At 42.4% G+C, this 16,562-nt stretch carries 28 protein-coding genes and 1 riboswitch; of the genes, 4 read left to right on the top strand and 24 right to left on the bottom strand.

Features of this window, described 5'->3' with window-relative positions:
* The 4 genes from BN3349_RS08790 to ribB all read right to left on the bottom strand — a co-directional run bounded on the left by BN3349_RS08790 (nt 1) and on the right by ribB (nt 3,529).
* On the bottom strand, nt 1-588 hold the full coding sequence (locus BN3349_RS08790; protein WP_040976932.1) for a DUF2291 family protein: 588 nt from the start codon (nt 586-588) through the stop codon (nt 1-3).
* Between the two features lie 68 nt (nt 589-656).
* Nucleotides 657-1,595 (bottom strand): D-ribose ABC transporter substrate-binding protein, encoded by a 939-nt coding sequence (locus BN3349_RS08785; protein ID WP_040976931.1) that lies wholly within the window; start codon nt 1,593-1,595, stop codon nt 657-659.
* A 228-nt stretch (nt 1,596-1,823) separates the two neighbouring features.
* Entirely contained in the window at nt 1,824-2,780 is a 957-nt protein-coding gene (locus BN3349_RS08780; protein ID WP_040976930.1) for a sugar-binding transcriptional regulator, read from the bottom strand.
* A 104-nt stretch (nt 2,781-2,884) separates the two neighbouring features.
* Nucleotides 2,885-3,529: a 3,4-dihydroxy-2-butanone-4-phosphate synthase gene (gene ribB / locus BN3349_RS08775; RefSeq protein ID WP_040976929.1), complete on the bottom strand. Its 645-nt coding sequence runs from the start codon at nt 3,527-3,529 to the stop codon at nt 2,885-2,887.
* Nucleotides 3,530-3,650: 121 nt separating this feature from the next.
* Nucleotides 3,651-3,803: riboswitch (FMN riboswitch) on the bottom strand.
* A gap of 104 nt (nt 3,804-3,907) precedes the next feature.
* Here ribB and ubiK point away from each other — a divergent pair.
* From ubiK to BN3349_RS08760, 3 genes are all read left to right on the top strand, one after another.
* Nucleotides 3,908-4,159 (top strand): ubiquinone biosynthesis accessory factor UbiK, encoded by a 252-nt coding sequence (gene ubiK / locus BN3349_RS08770; RefSeq protein WP_040976928.1) that lies wholly within the window; start codon nt 3,908-3,910, stop codon nt 4,157-4,159.
* A 73-nt stretch (nt 4,160-4,232) separates the two neighbouring features.
* Nucleotides 4,233-5,513 (top strand): multifunctional transcriptional regulator/nicotinamide-nucleotide adenylyltransferase/ribosylnicotinamide kinase NadR, encoded by a 1,281-nt coding sequence (gene nadR / locus BN3349_RS08765; protein WP_040976927.1) that lies wholly within the window; start codon nt 4,233-4,235, stop codon nt 5,511-5,513.
* A gap of 7 nt (nt 5,514-5,520) precedes the next feature.
* A complete protein-coding gene (locus BN3349_RS08760) occupies nt 5,521-6,204 on the top strand; it encodes a metallophosphoesterase family protein (RefSeq protein WP_040976926.1) in 684 nt (227 codons plus the stop codon).
* A gap of 363 nt (nt 6,205-6,567) precedes the next feature.
* On the opposite strand, the gene rplQ is transcribed toward BN3349_RS08760, so the two are convergent.
* From rplQ to rplN, 17 genes are all read right to left on the bottom strand, one after another.
* The gene (gene rplQ / locus BN3349_RS08755) at nt 6,568-6,960 is read right to left on the bottom strand and encodes a 50S ribosomal protein L17 (protein WP_040976925.1); all 393 of its coding nucleotides are present in this window, start codon (nt 6,958-6,960) and stop codon (nt 6,568-6,570) included.
* Between the two features lie 41 nt (nt 6,961-7,001).
* A complete protein-coding gene (locus BN3349_RS08750) occupies nt 7,002-7,991 on the bottom strand; it encodes a DNA-directed RNA polymerase subunit alpha (protein WP_032093954.1) in 990 nt (329 codons plus the stop codon).
* Between the two features lie 32 nt (nt 7,992-8,023).
* Nucleotides 8,024-8,644, bottom strand: coding sequence for a 30S ribosomal protein S4 (gene rpsD, locus BN3349_RS08745; RefSeq protein ID WP_011201182.1), 621 nt, complete (start codon nt 8,642-8,644; stop codon nt 8,024-8,026).
* 29 nt (nt 8,645-8,673) lie between these two features.
* Nucleotides 8,674-9,063, bottom strand: coding sequence for a 30S ribosomal protein S11 (gene rpsK / locus BN3349_RS08740; protein WP_005543603.1), 390 nt, complete (start codon nt 9,061-9,063; stop codon nt 8,674-8,676).
* A gap of 15 nt (nt 9,064-9,078) precedes the next feature.
* A complete protein-coding gene (gene rpsM, locus BN3349_RS08735; protein ID WP_040976924.1) occupies nt 9,079-9,435 on the bottom strand; it encodes a 30S ribosomal protein S13 in 357 nt (118 codons plus the stop codon).
* A gap of 139 nt (nt 9,436-9,574) precedes the next feature.
* Nucleotides 9,575-9,688, bottom strand: coding sequence for a 50S ribosomal protein L36 (gene rpmJ / locus BN3349_RS08730; RefSeq protein WP_005548767.1), 114 nt, complete (start codon nt 9,686-9,688; stop codon nt 9,575-9,577).
* Nucleotides 9,689-9,705: 17 nt separating this feature from the next.
* A complete protein-coding gene (gene secY, locus BN3349_RS08725) occupies nt 9,706-11,031 on the bottom strand; it encodes a preprotein translocase subunit SecY (protein ID WP_040976923.1) in 1,326 nt (441 codons plus the stop codon).
* A gap of 7 nt (nt 11,032-11,038) precedes the next feature.
* Nucleotides 11,039-11,473, bottom strand: coding sequence for a 50S ribosomal protein L15 (gene rplO, locus BN3349_RS08720; protein ID WP_032108213.1), 435 nt, complete (start codon nt 11,471-11,473; stop codon nt 11,039-11,041).
* Between the two features lie 4 nt (nt 11,474-11,477).
* Entirely contained in the window at nt 11,478-11,657 is a 180-nt protein-coding gene (gene rpmD / locus BN3349_RS08715; RefSeq protein ID WP_005543631.1) for a 50S ribosomal protein L30, read from the bottom strand.
* A 6-nt stretch (nt 11,658-11,663) separates the two neighbouring features.
* Entirely contained in the window at nt 11,664-12,164 is a 501-nt protein-coding gene (rpsE, locus tag BN3349_RS08710) for a 30S ribosomal protein S5 (RefSeq protein ID WP_032093958.1), read from the bottom strand.
* 15 nt (nt 12,165-12,179) lie between these two features.
* Complete coding sequence (gene rplR / locus BN3349_RS08705) at nt 12,180-12,533, bottom strand: 50S ribosomal protein L18 (RefSeq protein WP_040976922.1); 354 nt, start codon at nt 12,531-12,533, stop codon at nt 12,180-12,182.
* 13 nt (nt 12,534-12,546) lie between these two features.
* Nucleotides 12,547-13,080 carry a 50S ribosomal protein L6 gene (gene rplF, locus BN3349_RS08700; RefSeq protein WP_040976921.1) on the bottom strand — a complete coding sequence of 178 codons (534 nt, stop codon included), beginning with the start codon at nt 13,078-13,080 and terminating at the stop codon, nt 12,547-12,549.
* 14 nt (nt 13,081-13,094) lie between these two features.
* Nucleotides 13,095-13,487, bottom strand: a complete 393-nt coding sequence (gene rpsH / locus BN3349_RS08695; protein ID WP_032108210.1) for a 30S ribosomal protein S8 — start codon at nt 13,485-13,487, stop codon at nt 13,095-13,097.
* 31 nt (nt 13,488-13,518) lie between these two features.
* Entirely contained in the window at nt 13,519-13,824 is a 306-nt protein-coding gene (gene rpsN, locus BN3349_RS08690) for a 30S ribosomal protein S14 (RefSeq protein ID WP_005701877.1), read from the bottom strand.
* Between the two features lie 12 nt (nt 13,825-13,836).
* On the bottom strand, nt 13,837-14,376 hold the full coding sequence (rplE, locus tag BN3349_RS08685; RefSeq protein ID WP_032108209.1) for a 50S ribosomal protein L5: 540 nt from the start codon (nt 14,374-14,376) through the stop codon (nt 13,837-13,839).
* Between the two features lie 20 nt (nt 14,377-14,396).
* Entirely contained in the window at nt 14,397-14,708 is a 312-nt protein-coding gene (rplX, locus tag BN3349_RS08680; protein ID WP_032108208.1) for a 50S ribosomal protein L24, read from the bottom strand.
* Nucleotides 14,709-14,721: 13 nt separating this feature from the next.
* A complete protein-coding gene (gene rplN / locus BN3349_RS08675; RefSeq protein ID WP_005548786.1) occupies nt 14,722-15,093 on the bottom strand; it encodes a 50S ribosomal protein L14 in 372 nt (123 codons plus the stop codon).
* Between the two features lie 39 nt (nt 15,094-15,132).
* On the opposite strand from rplN, the gene BN3349_RS12155 reads away from it, so the two are divergent.
* Entirely contained in the window at nt 15,133-15,384 is a 252-nt protein-coding gene (locus BN3349_RS12155; protein ID WP_218971814.1) for a hypothetical protein, read from the top strand.
* A 317-nt stretch (nt 15,385-15,701) separates the two neighbouring features.
* On the opposite strand, the gene rpsQ is transcribed toward BN3349_RS12155, so the two are convergent.
* From rpsQ to rplP, 3 genes are read right to left on the bottom strand one after another with little or no spacing between them, the layout of a single operon-like run.
* The gene (rpsQ, locus tag BN3349_RS08670) at nt 15,702-15,959 is read right to left on the bottom strand and encodes a 30S ribosomal protein S17 (protein ID WP_032093967.1); all 258 of its coding nucleotides are present in this window, start codon (nt 15,957-15,959) and stop codon (nt 15,702-15,704) included.
* On the bottom strand, nt 15,959-16,150 hold the full coding sequence (gene rpmC / locus BN3349_RS08665; protein ID WP_032108207.1) for a 50S ribosomal protein L29: 192 nt from the start codon (nt 16,148-16,150) through the stop codon (nt 15,959-15,961). Before rpmC ends, rpsQ begins: the two co-directional genes overlap by 1 nt.
* A complete protein-coding gene (rplP, locus tag BN3349_RS08660; protein WP_032108206.1) occupies nt 16,150-16,560 on the bottom strand; it encodes a 50S ribosomal protein L16 in 411 nt (136 codons plus the stop codon). Before rplP ends, rpmC begins: the two co-directional genes overlap by 1 nt.
* Nucleotides 16,561-16,562: the final 2 nt, after the last annotated feature.

Here is a 16,562-nt window from a genome sequence, read left to right as displayed (position 1 = left end):
CTATTCCGATTTAATGATTTCGAGCGGAACCACATCTTGGATCTGATTATTTTTAATAGTAAGTGCGGTCAAAATTTCGATAGTTTTCCCGACTTCGAAAGTACCGGATGACGTTGTATTAGCTATGGCTTTTTTATTCAGTTCTTTCGACAATCTTGCAAATTGAATCTGGTTTTTAAACTGATCAAAACTAATTACTGTAGAAGCATCACGAATCGCGTTTCCACGCATAATAGAACCGGCTTGTACTATCAAGATCTGATTAGCAATTTTGAGTATGACATTTTGTTTGTTGTCAATACTGTCCACCACGCCGCTTAATGTAACAAAATAACTTTTATCATTTTGTGCGCTGATCGTTAATGCCTCCAGCGTAATAGCGGAAGATTTTGCGCCTTGCAGTAAATTTGGCCATATCTTATCTGCAACTGCATTAGGTTCCATATTTTTAAATGAAGCCGCTTCATCGGCAGACATTGGAATAATCGGGTTACCTGTGCTATCTAACGAAACCACTTCACAGGCAGTAATGAAAAAACAACTAAGTAGTGCTACAAAAAAACACTTAAATTTGTTATTGATTGCCATAATTTCTCCCGTTTCCGTTTATTTCGAGGCATTCCGTTAGAACGCCTCGAATAAATACGACCGACCGATTATTTGCTTAAGGCAAATTTATTCAGCTTTTTCGCATTGCTTTCGTCAATTAAAATACAATCCATTAATTGCTTCTCGTCTTTACCAGTTGTCCCCGTTTTCAAATAGTTATCTGCCTGAACAATAGCCTCTTGAGCTTGCTCCCAAGCCGGTTGCAATACAGTGGCTTTAATATTGCCATTAGCCAAAATCGAGTCTCGAACGTAATCACTACCGTCAAAACCCACTACAATAATATCTTTTCTACCAGCTGCTTTTAATGCGGCTTCAGCCCCTAGTGCCATCGTATCGTTACCGGAAATTACACCTTTGATATTGGGATGAGCCTGCAAAATAGACTCCATGCGATTAAACCCTTCGGTCTGGCTCCAGTTTGCCGTTTGCTGTGCAACCATTTTCATGTTCGGATAATCATCAATAACATCGTGGAAACCTTGAGAACGGACGGAGGCATTGGTATCGGATTCACGTCCCAACAATTCCACATAAAGCCCTTCTTCTCCCATTAACTCAACGAATTTTTGTGCTCCGAGCTGAGCCCCTTGATAGTTATTGGAGACAATTTGCGCAATGGCGACACCAGTTTTATTGATTTCACGGTCAATCAAAAACGCCGGTATGCCAGCAGCTTTCGCTTTTTCCAATGCGCCGACCGTTACGTCAGAACCAGCATTATCCAAAATAATCGCTTTAGCTTTGCGCGCCACGGCTGTTGCGATTAACTGATCCTGTTTATTGCCATCATCATCATGAGAAGCGATCAAGGTTGTATAGCCTAATTCCTCGGCTTTTTGCTTGGCACCATCAGCTTCTGCTTTAAAGAACGGGTTGTCATGAGACGGGGTAATGATTGCGATTAACCCGTTATTAGCAAAAGAAAACGTGGATATTGCTAATGATAATGCAACGATACTGCTTTTAAATAACTTAGTCGCCATTGTAGTTCTCCTCTGTTCAAAGTAGCCTTGAATATTTATTCATATAAGCTTATATATTCAATAATAATATAAACCCTCTATCCGAAGATGAGCAAACAGGGAATAACAAAAATGTGATCTCCATCACGAGATTTATTTTACTGTTAACGGAATGTTCAAAAAGAATTGAGGAATTGAATAGATAGCAATAACAGCACAAACATTGCCTATAGTCGAACTGATAAAAGATTAATCTGATAATAACTGCTGAGCGGCAATTTTATCAATGACCAGTATATCAATATAACCGCCGTTTAATGCACCTTTAATCGCATTGACTTTTTCCTTTCCGCCAGCTAGAGCCATGACTCGCGGACAAGCCTTAATTAACGATAATTCCATTCCCAAGATAGGATCTTCCTCCGGCAATAACACCGGAATACCGTTCTGATCGAAATAATGCAGACAAATATCTCCTACAGCGCCCTTTTCCGCAAGCAATGCCAGCATTTCCGTATCATAGAACAGCCCAGAATTCTTCAGTAACTGAGACGGTTCCAGCATACCGATACCGACGATAGCCAAATCAATTTGATTAAATAATGTCAATACTTTAGCTACTTCAGGTTCACTTATTAGCTGTTCCTTATAGGCAACATTGCCGTCACGGGTAAAACTTTGGGCGGGTAGAAGATAAGCGGCACAATTAAATTTATTCGCTAGTTCATAAGTCAAAAAGTTAGCCTGAACATTGCCGTTAATACCAACGCCGCCCAATAATTGCACTACGCCCTTGGCCTTAACGTTTAATGGTGGCATAGTATCTAACATCGCTTTAATTGTACCACTCCAAGCAGAAACCCCCACCAGCATATTAGCCTGTAAAGTGACCTGTAAATAATAAGCCGCTGCGGAACCAATAGCAGATTTAATTTTATCATCACTGTCCCCAGGATTAACATCAACGATGATCGATTGGGAAATGTTATATTTCTTCTGAATTTGTTGTTCTAACTGAAGGAATGTATTCGGAGGAGGAACAATATTAATTTTGACGATTCCCTCTGCAACACATTTCGTCAAAGAACGGGAAACAAAGGATTGTGAAAGATTTAATTTTTTAGCGATATCTGTTTGCTTTAAGTTTTCCGTATAGTACAGAGTCGCTATTTTAGTCAGCAGTCGTTTTTCATCAAGTATTGACATGATACATTTTCGTTTTTCAGCTTATGCATTAAATTTAGGGTAAAAAATAGCAGTATACTATTAACTATACTGCTATCAACTATAATAACGACGAATAAAAAAATTTAACAATGATATTTTTTACGATAACTGATTAAATCTTCAATAGTCACCAACGCATAGCCATGCTGCTTAACAAATTCTACCAGCTGCGGTGCTCTTGCCATGCTGCCATCATCATTGGTAATTTCACAAATTACGCCGGCTGGTTTATAGCCGGCCAAACGTGCTAAATCTACAGCAGCTTCGGTATGACCATTTCGAGTCAATACGCCGTTTTCCGCCGCTCTCAACGGGAAAACATGCCCCGGTCGATGTAAATCCTGCGCTTTGGCGCCTGCGGCAATGGCGGCTTTGATTGTTGTTACGCGATCGGCGGCAGATACGCCGGTAGTGACGCCTTCGGCGGCTTCAATGGTTACAGTGAATGCGGTTTTATTCACGCTGGTATTGTGTTGCACCATCGGCGGCAAATCAAGCTGCCGACACAGTTCATCCGTGATACACAAACAAACGATGCCGCTGCCGTAGCGGATAAGCGCCGCCATTTGCGCGGTGGTGATAGTTTCGGCGGGAAAAATCAGATCACCTTCATTTTCACGATTTTCATCGTCCAGAACTAATACGCCGTTTCCTTGTTTGAAGGCGGCAATCGCGTTTTCAACACGTTGTTCGGCATTACCGAAAGGGGATAAAATTGACTGATTCATAGTAAAATCCTTAATAAATTAACAGTTACCAGAATCAGGGCTGATGAGGAAAGATTATTTCTCTCGTTAAGGGTTAGCAAAACAATAACAAATAAAAAGGCAGGTTTTGCACACAAAACCTGTTTATTCTCTTCCATCCAGACTGTGACTGTCGGCTTTGGATTCACACCAAATCTGCTGACTTTGACGACACGCTATCGCGGCAATCAAACGCTCGTGGGCTTGTAAGATACTTACCACCGGTAGGGAATTCCACCCTGCCCTGAGAATGCGCGCTTAGTATAACGCAAACCGGATAGAGAAAAAATATTTTTATTTGTAGCGACCGGCGGCAAAGTTGCATACAATAGACAAAATTCGCAAAAATGTGAGGTCATCATGCTTAATCCCCAAAAAATAGAGCAAATCATACAACAAATTCAAGACGCCCTACCGCAAGGCATTAAAGACCTCGGTCAAGACGCCGAAGCAAAGCTAAAACAGACATTACAAGCCCGGCTAGCAAAGCTGGATCTGGTTACGCGGGAGGAATTTGATTTGCAGACTCAAGTACTTATGCGCACGCGCGAAAAGTTAAGTGAATTGGAAAAACGTCTCGATCAACTGCAATCCCAGCAAGAAACCGAATAAATTCCGACCGCACTTTTATTTCAAATCTGCGCTATAACGCCCTTTAATGCCGTGCAACAGAAAGGAATTCATCATGTCAGCTTTCGCCTATTTGCAACAAAAACGCAAACAACTGAATCTTAAAGTCAATGATATTTGCGAGCAAGCCAATATTACCCGCGCCTACTTTAACCAGCTGGTTAGCGGAAAAATTAAAAATCCGAGCGCAACAAAGCTCAGTGCACTACATAGAGTCTTGCAGATCACCGAACGAAACGATAAGAAAGTGGGGGTGATTTTCGGCAAGTTTTATCCGGTGCATACCGGTCATATTAATATGATTTATGAAGCGTTCAGTAAAGTGGATGAGGTGCATGTTATCGTATGCAGCGATACGGAGCGTGATTTAAAGCTGTTTTATGACAGCAAAATGAAGCGAATGCCGACCGTACAAGATCGCCTACGCTGGATGCAACAGATTTTTAAATACCAGAAAAATCAGATTTTTATTCATCATTTGGTTGAGGACGGTCTGCCCAGCTATCCGAATGGCTGGGAAGCTTGGGCACAGGAAGTAAAAAAATTGTTTCAGGAAAAACACGTCAATCCGAGTGTCGTATTCAGCAGCGAAGTGCAGGATAAAGCGCCTTATGAGAAATATCTCGATCTACAGGTGGAATTGGTGGATCCACAGCGGCGCTTTTTCAATGTATCGGCCACCAAGATTCGCAATAATCCGTTCCATTACTGGAAATTTATTCCAAAAGAAGTGCGTCCGTTTTTTGCGAAAACCATTGCGATTTTAGGCGGGGAAAGCAGCGGCAAAACCGTGTTGGTGAGCAAACTTGCCACGGTATTTAACACCACTTCCGCGTGGGAATACGGACGGGAATTCGTGTTTGAGAAGCTGGGTGGCGATGAGCAGGCAATGCAGTACTCCGATTACCCGCAAATGGCGCTGGGTCATCAGCGTTATATCGATTATGCGGTACGACATGCGCATAAAGTGGCGATCGTGGACACCGACTTCATCACAACACAGGCTTTTTGCATTCAGTATGAAGGCAAAGCCCATCCGTTTTTAGATTCGATGATCAAAGAATATCCGTTTGACGTCACTATTCTGTTGAATAATAACACCAAATGGGTGGACGACGGTCTGCGCAGTTTGGGCAATCATAAACAGCGTCAGCGATTCCAGCAATTACTGAAAAAATTGCTGGATAAATATAATGTGCCTTACATTGAAATCGAGTCGCCAAGTTATTTGGAGCGCTATAATCAGGTGAAATCCATTGTGGAGAAAATTCTCAATGAAGAGGAATTGCCGGGATTACGCTCAGAACCTCATTCCGATACGATTTTTGCGGAGTAAAAACCTTATGATTTTATTTGCAGGCGATCCGCACGGCAGTTTTAATCATCTTTATCCTTTTATTCAGCAAAGAGAAGATATCGCGCTTGTAATACTCGGCGACTTGCAATTAACCTCAACCGATGAACTGGATAAACTCGCCCAATATTGCGACTTGTGGTTTATTCACGGTAATCATGACAGCAAAACCGTGGCGGCATTTGAGGCCTTATGGGGGAGCGCATGGAAACAGCGCAATCTGCATGGTCGGGTGGTGACAATTCAAAATCGGCGTATTGCTGGTTTAGGCGGCGTATTTCGCGGACAAATCTGGATGCCGCCGAATAAGGCATTGTTTTTTGATCCGATTCACTATTGCCAATATTGTCCGCAGGAAAAAATCTGGCGCGGCGGCATTCCACTGCGTCACCGCACATCCATTTTCCCTTCCGATATTGAGATACTGGAAACTCAACAAGCGGATATTCTAATTTGCCATGAGGCGCCGAAACCTCATCCCGGTGGATTTCGAGTCATCAATCAATTAGCGGAAAGCATGCAAGTCAAACATATTTTTCATGGTCATCATCATGAAAATTTCGACTACCGTAATATGTCCGCCAATATAGCCTACCGTATTACAAATGTTGGTTTCCGTAGCCTATGCGATGAAGAAGGGCATTATTTGCTGCGCGGTGTTGACGACCGATAAATCCGCCGGCAGACGAAAGTGCGGTCAGATAAGAGATTTTTCCGATATACAACAATAGCAGTGCGCCTCATATTTGTCTGTAGCGATGAAATTTATCTGCATCCGAAGCACAATTGATATGATTAAACAGAGATAACCGCCGCGATAAATTTTTGTATTTACTGCAAAATCTTGAATTTTTCGACCGCACTTTTATTTCGTGAGAAATCAAATATCGCGCACGTATCTGCGTTATTGGCGGCGCATTCCGTTGCTAATATCCAATTCAGCGTTGTAATGATCTTGGGCTACAGAAAAGCGGTATAATAATGGCAATAAAAAAGCCCACATTACTGTGAGCTTCTCAATTAATTCATTAATAAATTATTCCGCTGCTGCGACTTCTTCGGTAGCAACTTCAGGACGATCAACCAACTCAATGTATGCCATTGGTGCGTTGTCGCCTGCACGGAAACCACATTTTAAGATACGGGTGTAACCGCCTGCACGCTGTGCAAAACGTGGACCTAATTCATTGAATAATTTTGCAACGGTTTCGATGTTGCGAGTACGAGCAAAAGCTAAACGACGATTTGCAACGCTGTCTTCTTTTGCTAATGTAATTAACGGCTCAACTACACGACGTAATTCTTTTGCTTTAGGCAATGTAGTCTTGATGATTTCATGACTAACCAATGCACTTGCCATATTACGGAACATCGCTTGGCGATGACTGCTATTACGGTTTAGTTGACGACCACTCTTACGATGGCGCATGACCTTATCCTTCTCAGAAAAATCTTTAACCTATGACCAAACTAGTCTTCAGCAATACTTGCTGGTGGCCAATTCTCAAGGCGCATACCCAGTGACAAGCCGCGCGAAGCCAAAACATCCTTAATTTCAGTAAGTGATTTTTTACCAAGATTAGGCGTTTTTAATAACTCGACTTCAGTACGCTGTACTAAATCACCGATATAATGAATTGTTTCTGCTTTCAAACAGTTAGCAGAACGAACTGTCAACTCTAAGTCATCAACAGGACGTAACAAAATCGGATCAAATTCCGGTTTTTCTTCCTTGACTTCCGGTTGACGAACATCTCGCAAATCAACGAATGCATCTAGTTGCTCTGCTAAAATCGTTGCCGCACGGCGAATCGCCTCTTCCGGATCAATAGTGCCGTTTGTTTCCAGTTCAATCACCAACTTATCCAAGTCAGTACGTTGTTCAACACGTGCCGCTTCAACATTGTAAGCAATACGGTCAACTGGACTATAACAAGCATCTACTAATAAACGACCGATAGGACGTTCTTCATCCTGAGCGTGAACTCGAGCTGATGCCGGAACATATCCTCTGCCACGCTGAACACGAATACGCATATTGATTGATGCGTTTTCGTCAGTCAAGTGACAAATGACATGATCAGGATTCACAATCTCAACATCGCCATCATGAACGATGTCTGCTGCAACAACAGGGCCAATTCCAGACTTGCTTAGTGTCAGAAAAACATTATCTTTGTTCTGTACTTTAACCGCTAGGCCTTTTAAGTTTAGAAGAACCTCAATAATATCTTCTTGAACACCTTCTTTACTACTATATTCATGCAATACGCCATCAATTTCGACTTCAGTAACGGCACAACCCGGCATTGAAGACAGAAGAATACGACGCAATGCATTACCTAGAGTATGACCGAAGCCACGCTCTAACGGTTCTAAGATCACCTTAGCATGAGTTGAGCTGATTTGCTCAATATCAACTAAACGTGGTTTTAAAAATTCTGTAACAGAACCCTGCATTTTATCCTCTCTTTGCTACGAAGCTTTAACTATTATTTAGAATAAAGCTCAACGATCAGATGTTCGTTAATGTCTGCTGATAAATCAGAACGTTCAGGAACACGTTTGAACACACCTTCCATTTTAGCAGCATCAACTTCTAACCAAGTCGGTTTTTCTCTCTGTTCTGCTAACTCCAATGATGCTTTAATACGTGCTTGTTTTTTCGATTTTTCACGAACAGCAACGACATCATCAACTGAAACTTGGAAAGATGGGATATTAACTACACGACCATTTACAACAATCGCTTTGTGACTCACCAACTGACGAGCCTCAGCACGAGTTGCAGCAAAGCCCATGCGATAAACAACGTTATCCAATCGACCTTCCAATAATACTAGTAAATTTTCACCGGTATTACCTTTTAAGCGGTTTGCTTCTTTATAGTAGTTACGGAATTGACGTTCTAAAATACCATAGATACGACGAACTTTTTGTTTTTCACGTAATTGACTACCATAGTCTGACAAACGCGGTTTACGAGCACCGTGTTGACCGGGTGCTGTATCAATTTTACATTTTGAATCAATCGCGCGCACACCTGACTTAAGGAATAAGTCAGTGCCTTCACGACGGCTTAGCTTGAGCTTAGGACCCAAATATCTTGCCATTTTCTTTCTCCAACTATCCTATGACGCCATTAAACACGACGTTTTTTCGGTGGACGACAACCGTTATGAGGAATCGGAGTCACATCTGTAATGTTCGTGATACGGAAACCCGCAGCATTTAATGCTCGGATTGTAGATTCACGACCCGGACCCGGACCTTTAACCATAACTTCCAAGTTCTTTAAGCCGAATTCTTTTACGATTTCAGCACAACGTTCAGCCGCAACCTGTGCAGCAAACGGAGTAGATTTACGAGAACCGCGGAAACCGGAACCACCTGCAGTTGCCCATGCCAGGGCATTACCTTGACGGTCGGTAATGGTAACGATTGTATTATTGAAAGATGCGTGAATGTGAGCTACGCCATCTACAACTTGTTTTTTTACACGTTTACGTGCACGAACTGGTGTTTTTGCCATTTAAATTTACCCCGACTATTTCTTGATCGGCTTACGAGGACCCTTACGGGTACGCGCATTAGTTTTAGTACGTTGACCACGTACCGGTAAACTACGACGATGACGTAAACCACGATAACAGCCTAAATCAAGTAGGCGTTTAATGTTAAGTGTTACTTCACGGCGTAAGTCACCTTCAACGGTAAATTTACCAACTTCGTCACGCAGTTTATCAATCTGCTCTTCAGACAATTCGCTGATCTTAACATCTTCGGCAACTCCCGCCGCAGCACAAATGGCTTTTGAACGGGTCTTACCGATACCGTAAATTGCAGTTAAAGCGATTACAGCGTGTTTATGATCAGGAATGTTAATGCCTGCAATACGGGCCACTATGCACTCCTATATTTTAATTGATTTGATATACTGATCTTGAAAAGCCCGTTTTCAGGATACTCAAACAGTATATCAAGGACATAAATGAGCTGAGCATTATATATGCCCAGCCGGTTCTTTGCAAGAAAAATGTCAATTAACCTTGACGTTGCTTATGTTTAGGATCGCTGCACAAAACGCGTACAACGCCTTCACGTTTAACAATTTTACAGTTACGACATAATTTCTTAACGGAAGCACGAACTTTCATTGCTTATCCCTTACGGACTATTGTCCGAAACCTTTAAGGTTTGCTTTTTTCAGCGCAGATTCATATTTCGTCGACATTAAGTGACTTTGAACCTGAACGATGAAATCCATAATTACCACTACAACAATCAGTAAAGACGTTCCACCGAAGTAGAATTGTACGTTCCAAGCTGATGTCATAATATAAGGAACCAAACACACGAATGTGATATATAAACCGCCGATTAAAGTCAAACGGGTCATAATTTTATCAATATACCGTGATGTCTGTTCACCGGGTCTAATTCCGGGTATAAATGCACCCGATTTTTTCAGATTATCTGCTGTATCGCGCGGATTATATTGCATTGCAGTATAGAAAAAACTGAAGAAGATAATCGCCACCGCATAAACGATCAAATATAAAGGCTGTCCCGGATGTAATAACATCGACAAGTCAGTTAACCACTCTAGACTTGAACCCTGCCCGAACCATGATGTAATAGTCGCAGGAAACAAGATAATACTTGAAGCAAAAATTGCCGGAATAACGCCGGCCATATTAACTTTCAATGGCAAATGAGTGGTATGCCCGCCTAAAATTTGACGACCTTGTTGGCGCTTAGCATACTCAACTTTAATTCTACGCTGTCCTCTTTCAACAAAGACGACAAAATAGGTAACTGCGAAAACAATAACGGCGATTAACAAGAGAACTAATAGATGCATTTGCCCTTGACGAGCCTGCTCAATAGTCTGACCTATTGCTGAAGGAAGACCTGCAACAATCCCCGCAAAGATAATTAAAGAAATACCGTTACCGATACCGCGTTCGGTGATCTGCTCTCCCAACCACATCAGGAACATTGTTCCGGTGACGAGGCTGATAACAGCAGTAAAATAAAAACCGAAACCGAGATTCGGCACTAAGCCCGGTAACATATTAGGCAACCCAGTAGAAATACCGATTGCCTGAATGGTGGCAAGAACTAAAGTCGAATAACGCGTATATTTACTGATTTTACGACGTCCGCTCTCACCTTCTTTCTTTAACTCAGATAATGCCGGGTGAACCGTTGTCAATAATTGAATAATAATCGATGCCGAAATATACGGCATGATACCTAATGCAAAAATCGACGCACGACTCAAAGCACCACCGGAAAACATGTTAAACATATCAATAATGGTGCCTTTTTGTTGTTCAAGCAATTGAGCTAACACGGCTGCATCAATACCAGGAACCGGAATGAAAGAACCAATACGGAATACGATCAGTGCACCCAGCACAAACAATAATCTGCTTTTCAGTTCACCCGTACCGCTTTGAGTACTTCTACTTTGATAACCTGGTTGCTTAGCCATTTGTTAATTATTCCTCAACTGAACCGCCAGCAGCTTCAATTGCTGCTCTTGCGCCTTTAGTTACACGTAAACCACGAACAACTACAGCACCTTTGACTTCACCTGCAAGAATAACTTTTGCAAATTGAATATCTTTGGTTAAGATGTTTGCCGCTTTCAATGTTTCTAAAGTGACTACATTACCTTCCACTTTGGCTAAATCATTCAAACGAACTTCAGCAGTAACTGCTGCTTTCATTGAAGTAAAACCAAATTTCGGTAAACGACGGTATAAAGGCATCTGACCACCTTCGAAACCACGACGAACACCGCCGCCGGTACGAGATTTCTGACCTTTATGACCACGGCCACCGGTTTTTCCTAAACCGGAACCAATACCACGACCTAGGCGCTTCGCACTATGTTTAGCACCTTCAGCCGGAGACAGAGTATTTAAACGCATTCTCTTACTCCTCCACTTTAACCATGTATGAAACTTGGTTAATCATACCGCGTACTGCCGGAGTATCGATTAACTCAACGGTATGGTGCATATGGCGAAGACCAAGACCACGTAGTGTAGCTTTATGCTTCGGTAAACGAGCAATTGAGCTACGCACTTGTGTTACTTTAATAGTTTTAGCCATTGTCAATTACCCCAAAATTTCATCAACGGTTTTGCCACGTTTAGCAGCAACCATTTCTGGTGATTTCATATTTGCCAGCGCATCAATTGTTGCGCGAACAACGTTAATTGGGTTGGTTGAACCGTAAGCTTTAGAAAGAACGTTACGCACACCCGCAACTTCCAGTACAGCACGCATAGCACCGCCTGCAATGATCCCGGTACCTTCGCTGGCCGGTTGCATAAATACGCGTGAGCCGGTATGAGTACCTTTAATCGGATGTTGTAATGTGCCTTCATTTAAAGCCACAGTAATCATGTTGCGACGTGCTTTTTCCATCGCTTTTTGGATCGCTGCCGGAACTTCGCGCGCTTTACCATAACCAAAACCTACACGACCGTTACCATCGCCTACTACGGTTAACGCAGTAAAGCTCATAATACGACCACCTTTTACAGTTTTTGATACACGGTTTACCGCGATTAGCTTCTCTTGCAGTTCACCAGCCTGTTTTTCGATGTTTGCCATCTAAAATTACCTCTATTAGAACTGTAGACCAGCTTCACGGGCAGCGTCCGCTAAAGATTGGACACGACCATGATATTTAAAACCGGAACGGTCAAACGCAACGTCTTTAATGCCTTTTGCCAATGCTCTTTCAGCAACCAGTTTACCAACTACTGCTGCGGCATCTTTATTTCCGGTATATTTCACTTGCTCACTAATTGCTTTTTCAACTGTAGAAGCAGCGGCAAGCACTTCTGAACCGTTCGGTGCAATTACCTGTGCATAAATATGACGCGGGGTACGGTGAACCACTAAGCGGGTTACACCTTGCTCTCTCATCATATGGCGTGCACGAGTTGCACGACGGATACGAGCTGATTTCTTATCCATAGTGTTACCTTAATTATTTCTTCTTAGCCTCTTTTGTACGCACAACTTCATCAGCATAGCGTACACCTTTACCTTTATAAGGCTCAGGACGGCGATAAGCACGAATATCTGCAGCAACTTGACCGATTAACTGTTTGTCTGCACCTTTCAACACGATTTCGGTCTGAGATGGACATTCAGCGGTAATACCTGCAGGTAATGTGTGTTCAACAGGGTGTGAAAAACCTAAACTTAATGCAACTACGTTGCCTTTAATTTGAGCTCTGTAACCAACACCCACTAATTGTAACTTCTTAGTGAAGCCTTCAGTAACACCGATAACCATTGCATTAACTAATGCACGAGCTGTACCCGCTTGCGCGTTAGCACCGACAATTCCCTCACGTGGAGCGAATGTCAATTCACCATTATCTTGTTTAACTTCAACTGAGTTATGAATGTTACGAGATAACTCGCCATTCTTACCTTTCACTGTTAGTAGCTGACCGTTAAGTTTTACCTCAACACCGGCAGGAATACCAACAGGTGCCTTTGCAACACGAGACATTTTCCTACCTCTCTTTAAGCTACATAACAGATGATTTCGCCACCCAGTCCCGCTTGACGGGCTGCGCGGTCAGTCATCACACCTTTTGATGTAGAAACCACAGCAACACCTAAACCGCCCATGACTTTTGGTAATTCGTCTTTACGTTTATAAATACGTAACCCTGGGCGACTTACACGCTGGATACTTTCTACAACCGGTTTACCTTGGAAATACTTTAAGGTTACTTCCAATTCAGGCTTAGTGCCTTCTAAAACTTTAACGCTTTCAATATAACCTTCTTCAGCTAATACATTGGCGATTGCCACTTTTAGCTTGGATGAAGGCATAGTGACCGCAACTTTGTTCGCAGCCTGACCGTTACGAATACGGGTCAACATATCTGCGATTGGATCTTGCATACTCATGTGCTTTTACTCCGATTCCAATAAGTGGTAATTACCAACTTGCTTTCTTAAGACCCGGGATTTCGCCGCGCATTGCAGCTTCACGAACCTTAATACGGCTAAGACCAAACTTACGTAAAACGCCGTGAGGACGACCAGTTTGGCGGCAACGGTTACGTTGGCGACTTGGGCTTGAATCACGTGGTAAAGTTTGTAACTTCAACACGGCATTCCAACGGTCTTCATCAGAAGCATTCACGTCAGAAATGATTTTTTTCAACTCTACACGTTTTGCGTAGAATTTTTCAGCCAATTTAACGCGTTTTACATCGCGTGCTTTCATTGATTGTTTAGCCATATGTAACCTGCCTTACTTACGGAATGGGAAATTAAAGGCAGCGAGAAGTGCTTGACCTTCTTCATCACTTTTCGCGCTGGTTGTGATAGTAATATCCAAACCACGGACGCGATCCACTTTATCATAATCGATTTCAGGGAAGATGATTTGCTCACGCACACCCATGCTGTAATTACCACGACCATCAAATGATTTCGCGCTTAAACCGCGGAAGTCACGAATACGTGGAACAGCAATTGTAATTAAGCGTTCAAAGAACTCCCACATACGCTCACCGCGCAGTGTTACTTTACAACCGATTGGATATCCCTGACGGATCTTAAAGCCTGCAACAGATTTGCGTGCTTTAGTAATTAAAGGTTTCTGACCGCTGATTGCTGTTAAATCCGCAACTGCGTTATCCAGCAATTTTTTGTCGGTCAATGCTTCACCCACACCCATATTCAGGGTAATCTTTTCGATTCGTGGGACTTGCATGACAGATGCGTAGTTGAATTTACTTTTCAATTCATTAACTACTTGATCTCTGTAGTAATCATGCAGTTTCGCCATCGCATTACTCCAGTTTACTATTAAATAATTTCATTATTAGATTTGAAGAAACGGACTTTTTTGCCCTCTTCAAATCTAAAACCTACACGGTCAGCTTTATTTGTTTTCGGGTTAAAGATCGCCACATTTGACGCATCAATCGGCGCTTCTTTTTTCACTAAACCACCTTCTTTGCCTAAGGCAGGAACTGGTTTTTCATGTTTAGTGATGATATTTACACCTTCAACAATCACTTTACCGTTTGGCAACACTTGAGTTACCTTACCACGTTTGCCCTTGCTTTTACCGGCAAGAACAATCACTTCATCATTTTGACGAATTTTTGCAGCCATTTCTCACTTCTCCTTACAGTACTTCTGGTGCCAAAGAAATGATCTTCATGAATTTCTCAGAACGAAGTTCACGAGTCACCGGTCCAAAAATACGAGTACCGATTGGTTGCTCAGTGTTATTATTTAAAATTACACAAGCGTTACCATCGAAGCGAATGACTGATCCATCTGGGCGACGAACACCCTTCTTGGTGCGCACGACAACTGCTTTTAATACATCACCTTTTTTCACTTTACCGCGAGGAATTGCTTCTTTCACAGTAATTTTGATGATATCACCAATAGCAGCGTAACGACGGTGCGATCCACCTAGAACCTTGATACACATTACACTGCGAGCGCCTGAGTTATCAGCAACGTCCAGCATAGTCTGTTCTTGGATCATCTTAGTACTCCGCTAAAATTAAAAAAACCCTTTCGGGACGTGCCTATTCCCACCATGGGAAATAGGTTGGCGGATTATACAAAAACTCAAATAAAAAGACAACTGATTTATGCGATTGCAACGGCTGAAACATGCGAAAAAACGACCGCACTTTCGGAGTATAGCTTGTCAAAGGTGAGTGAATATAGCCAGATATCAGATGCCGTCAATATGCGTGCCAACACACTGCTAACGCTTACCGCACAAAGCGAGATTGGTTTTTCGCCGTTTAGCGTAGTGAAATTCTCATAGATAACATGGACGGAGGATATACCGGCAAATACACGCAACAGCAATAGCGTAAAATATCGATGGGATTGAATCGCTACTTGTGAGATATGGGGGGTTTGTGAACTACCGCAAGCCAGACCTAAAAACGCACCGACGGCGCGATCCGCGATACCTCGCCATGAGCGGTTCTCTTATCTATAAAACACGCGTAATCATCACCGCGCCAACAGCAACATACCTCTCCCTTAGAGACTCATGCTGTAAAAGTGCGGTCATTTTTAAAAAAGTTTTTGAAAAAAGCCTCGGCTTTCACCGAGGCTTTATTTGATAAGCGTAAATTAAGCAATTACTGCTTTTTCTACAACACGAACCAGTGTCCATGATTTAGTTTTAGAGATTGGACGACATTGACGAATCTCTACCACATCACCCAACTGGGCTTCGTTATTTTCATCGTGTACATGAAGTTTGGTTGTGCGACGGATAAACTTACCGTAAAGCGGATGTTTAACCTTGCGCTCAATAGCAACAACAAAGGATTTTTCCATTTTGTCGCTGACAACTTTACCTTGCACTGAACGAATTTTATCAGTCATTACTCACCCGCCTTTTCGGTTAATACAGTTTTCACCTGTGCAATACTGCGACGCACTTGTTTTAACTGATGGGTTTGTTGAAGCTGACCGGTGGCTGCTTGCATACGCAATTTGAATTGCTCACCTAACAAGTTAGCCAATTCAGCATTCAGCTCTTCAACAGTTTTTGTACGTAGTTCTTGAGCTTTCATTACATCACCGTTTTAGTTACGAATGTGGTCTTAATCGGCAATTTGGCAGCTGCTAATGCAAATGCGTTTCTTGCGATCTCTTCAGACACACCATCCATTTCATAAAGTACTTTACCCGGCTGGATTAAAGCGACCCAGTACTCAACGTTACCTTTACCTTTACCCATACGGACTTCTAATGGTTTTTCAGTAATTGGTTTATCCGGGAAAACACGGATCCAGATTTTACCCTGACGTTTTACCGCACGTGTCATTGCACGACGCGCCGCTTCGATTTGACGAGCGGTTAAACGACCACGACCAATTGCTTTTAAACCGAAAGTACCGAAGCTCACGTCCGTACCGTTGGCAATACCACGGTTACGGCCTTTGTGGACTTTACGGAATTTTGTACGTTTTGGTTGCAACATTT

The sequence above is a fragment of the Necropsobacter massiliensis genome, from assembly GCF_000827595.2.
Lineage (GTDB): Bacteria > Pseudomonadota > Gammaproteobacteria > Enterobacterales > Pasteurellaceae > Necropsobacter > Necropsobacter massiliensis.
This window is presented reverse-complemented; position numbering and strand designations above follow the sequence as displayed.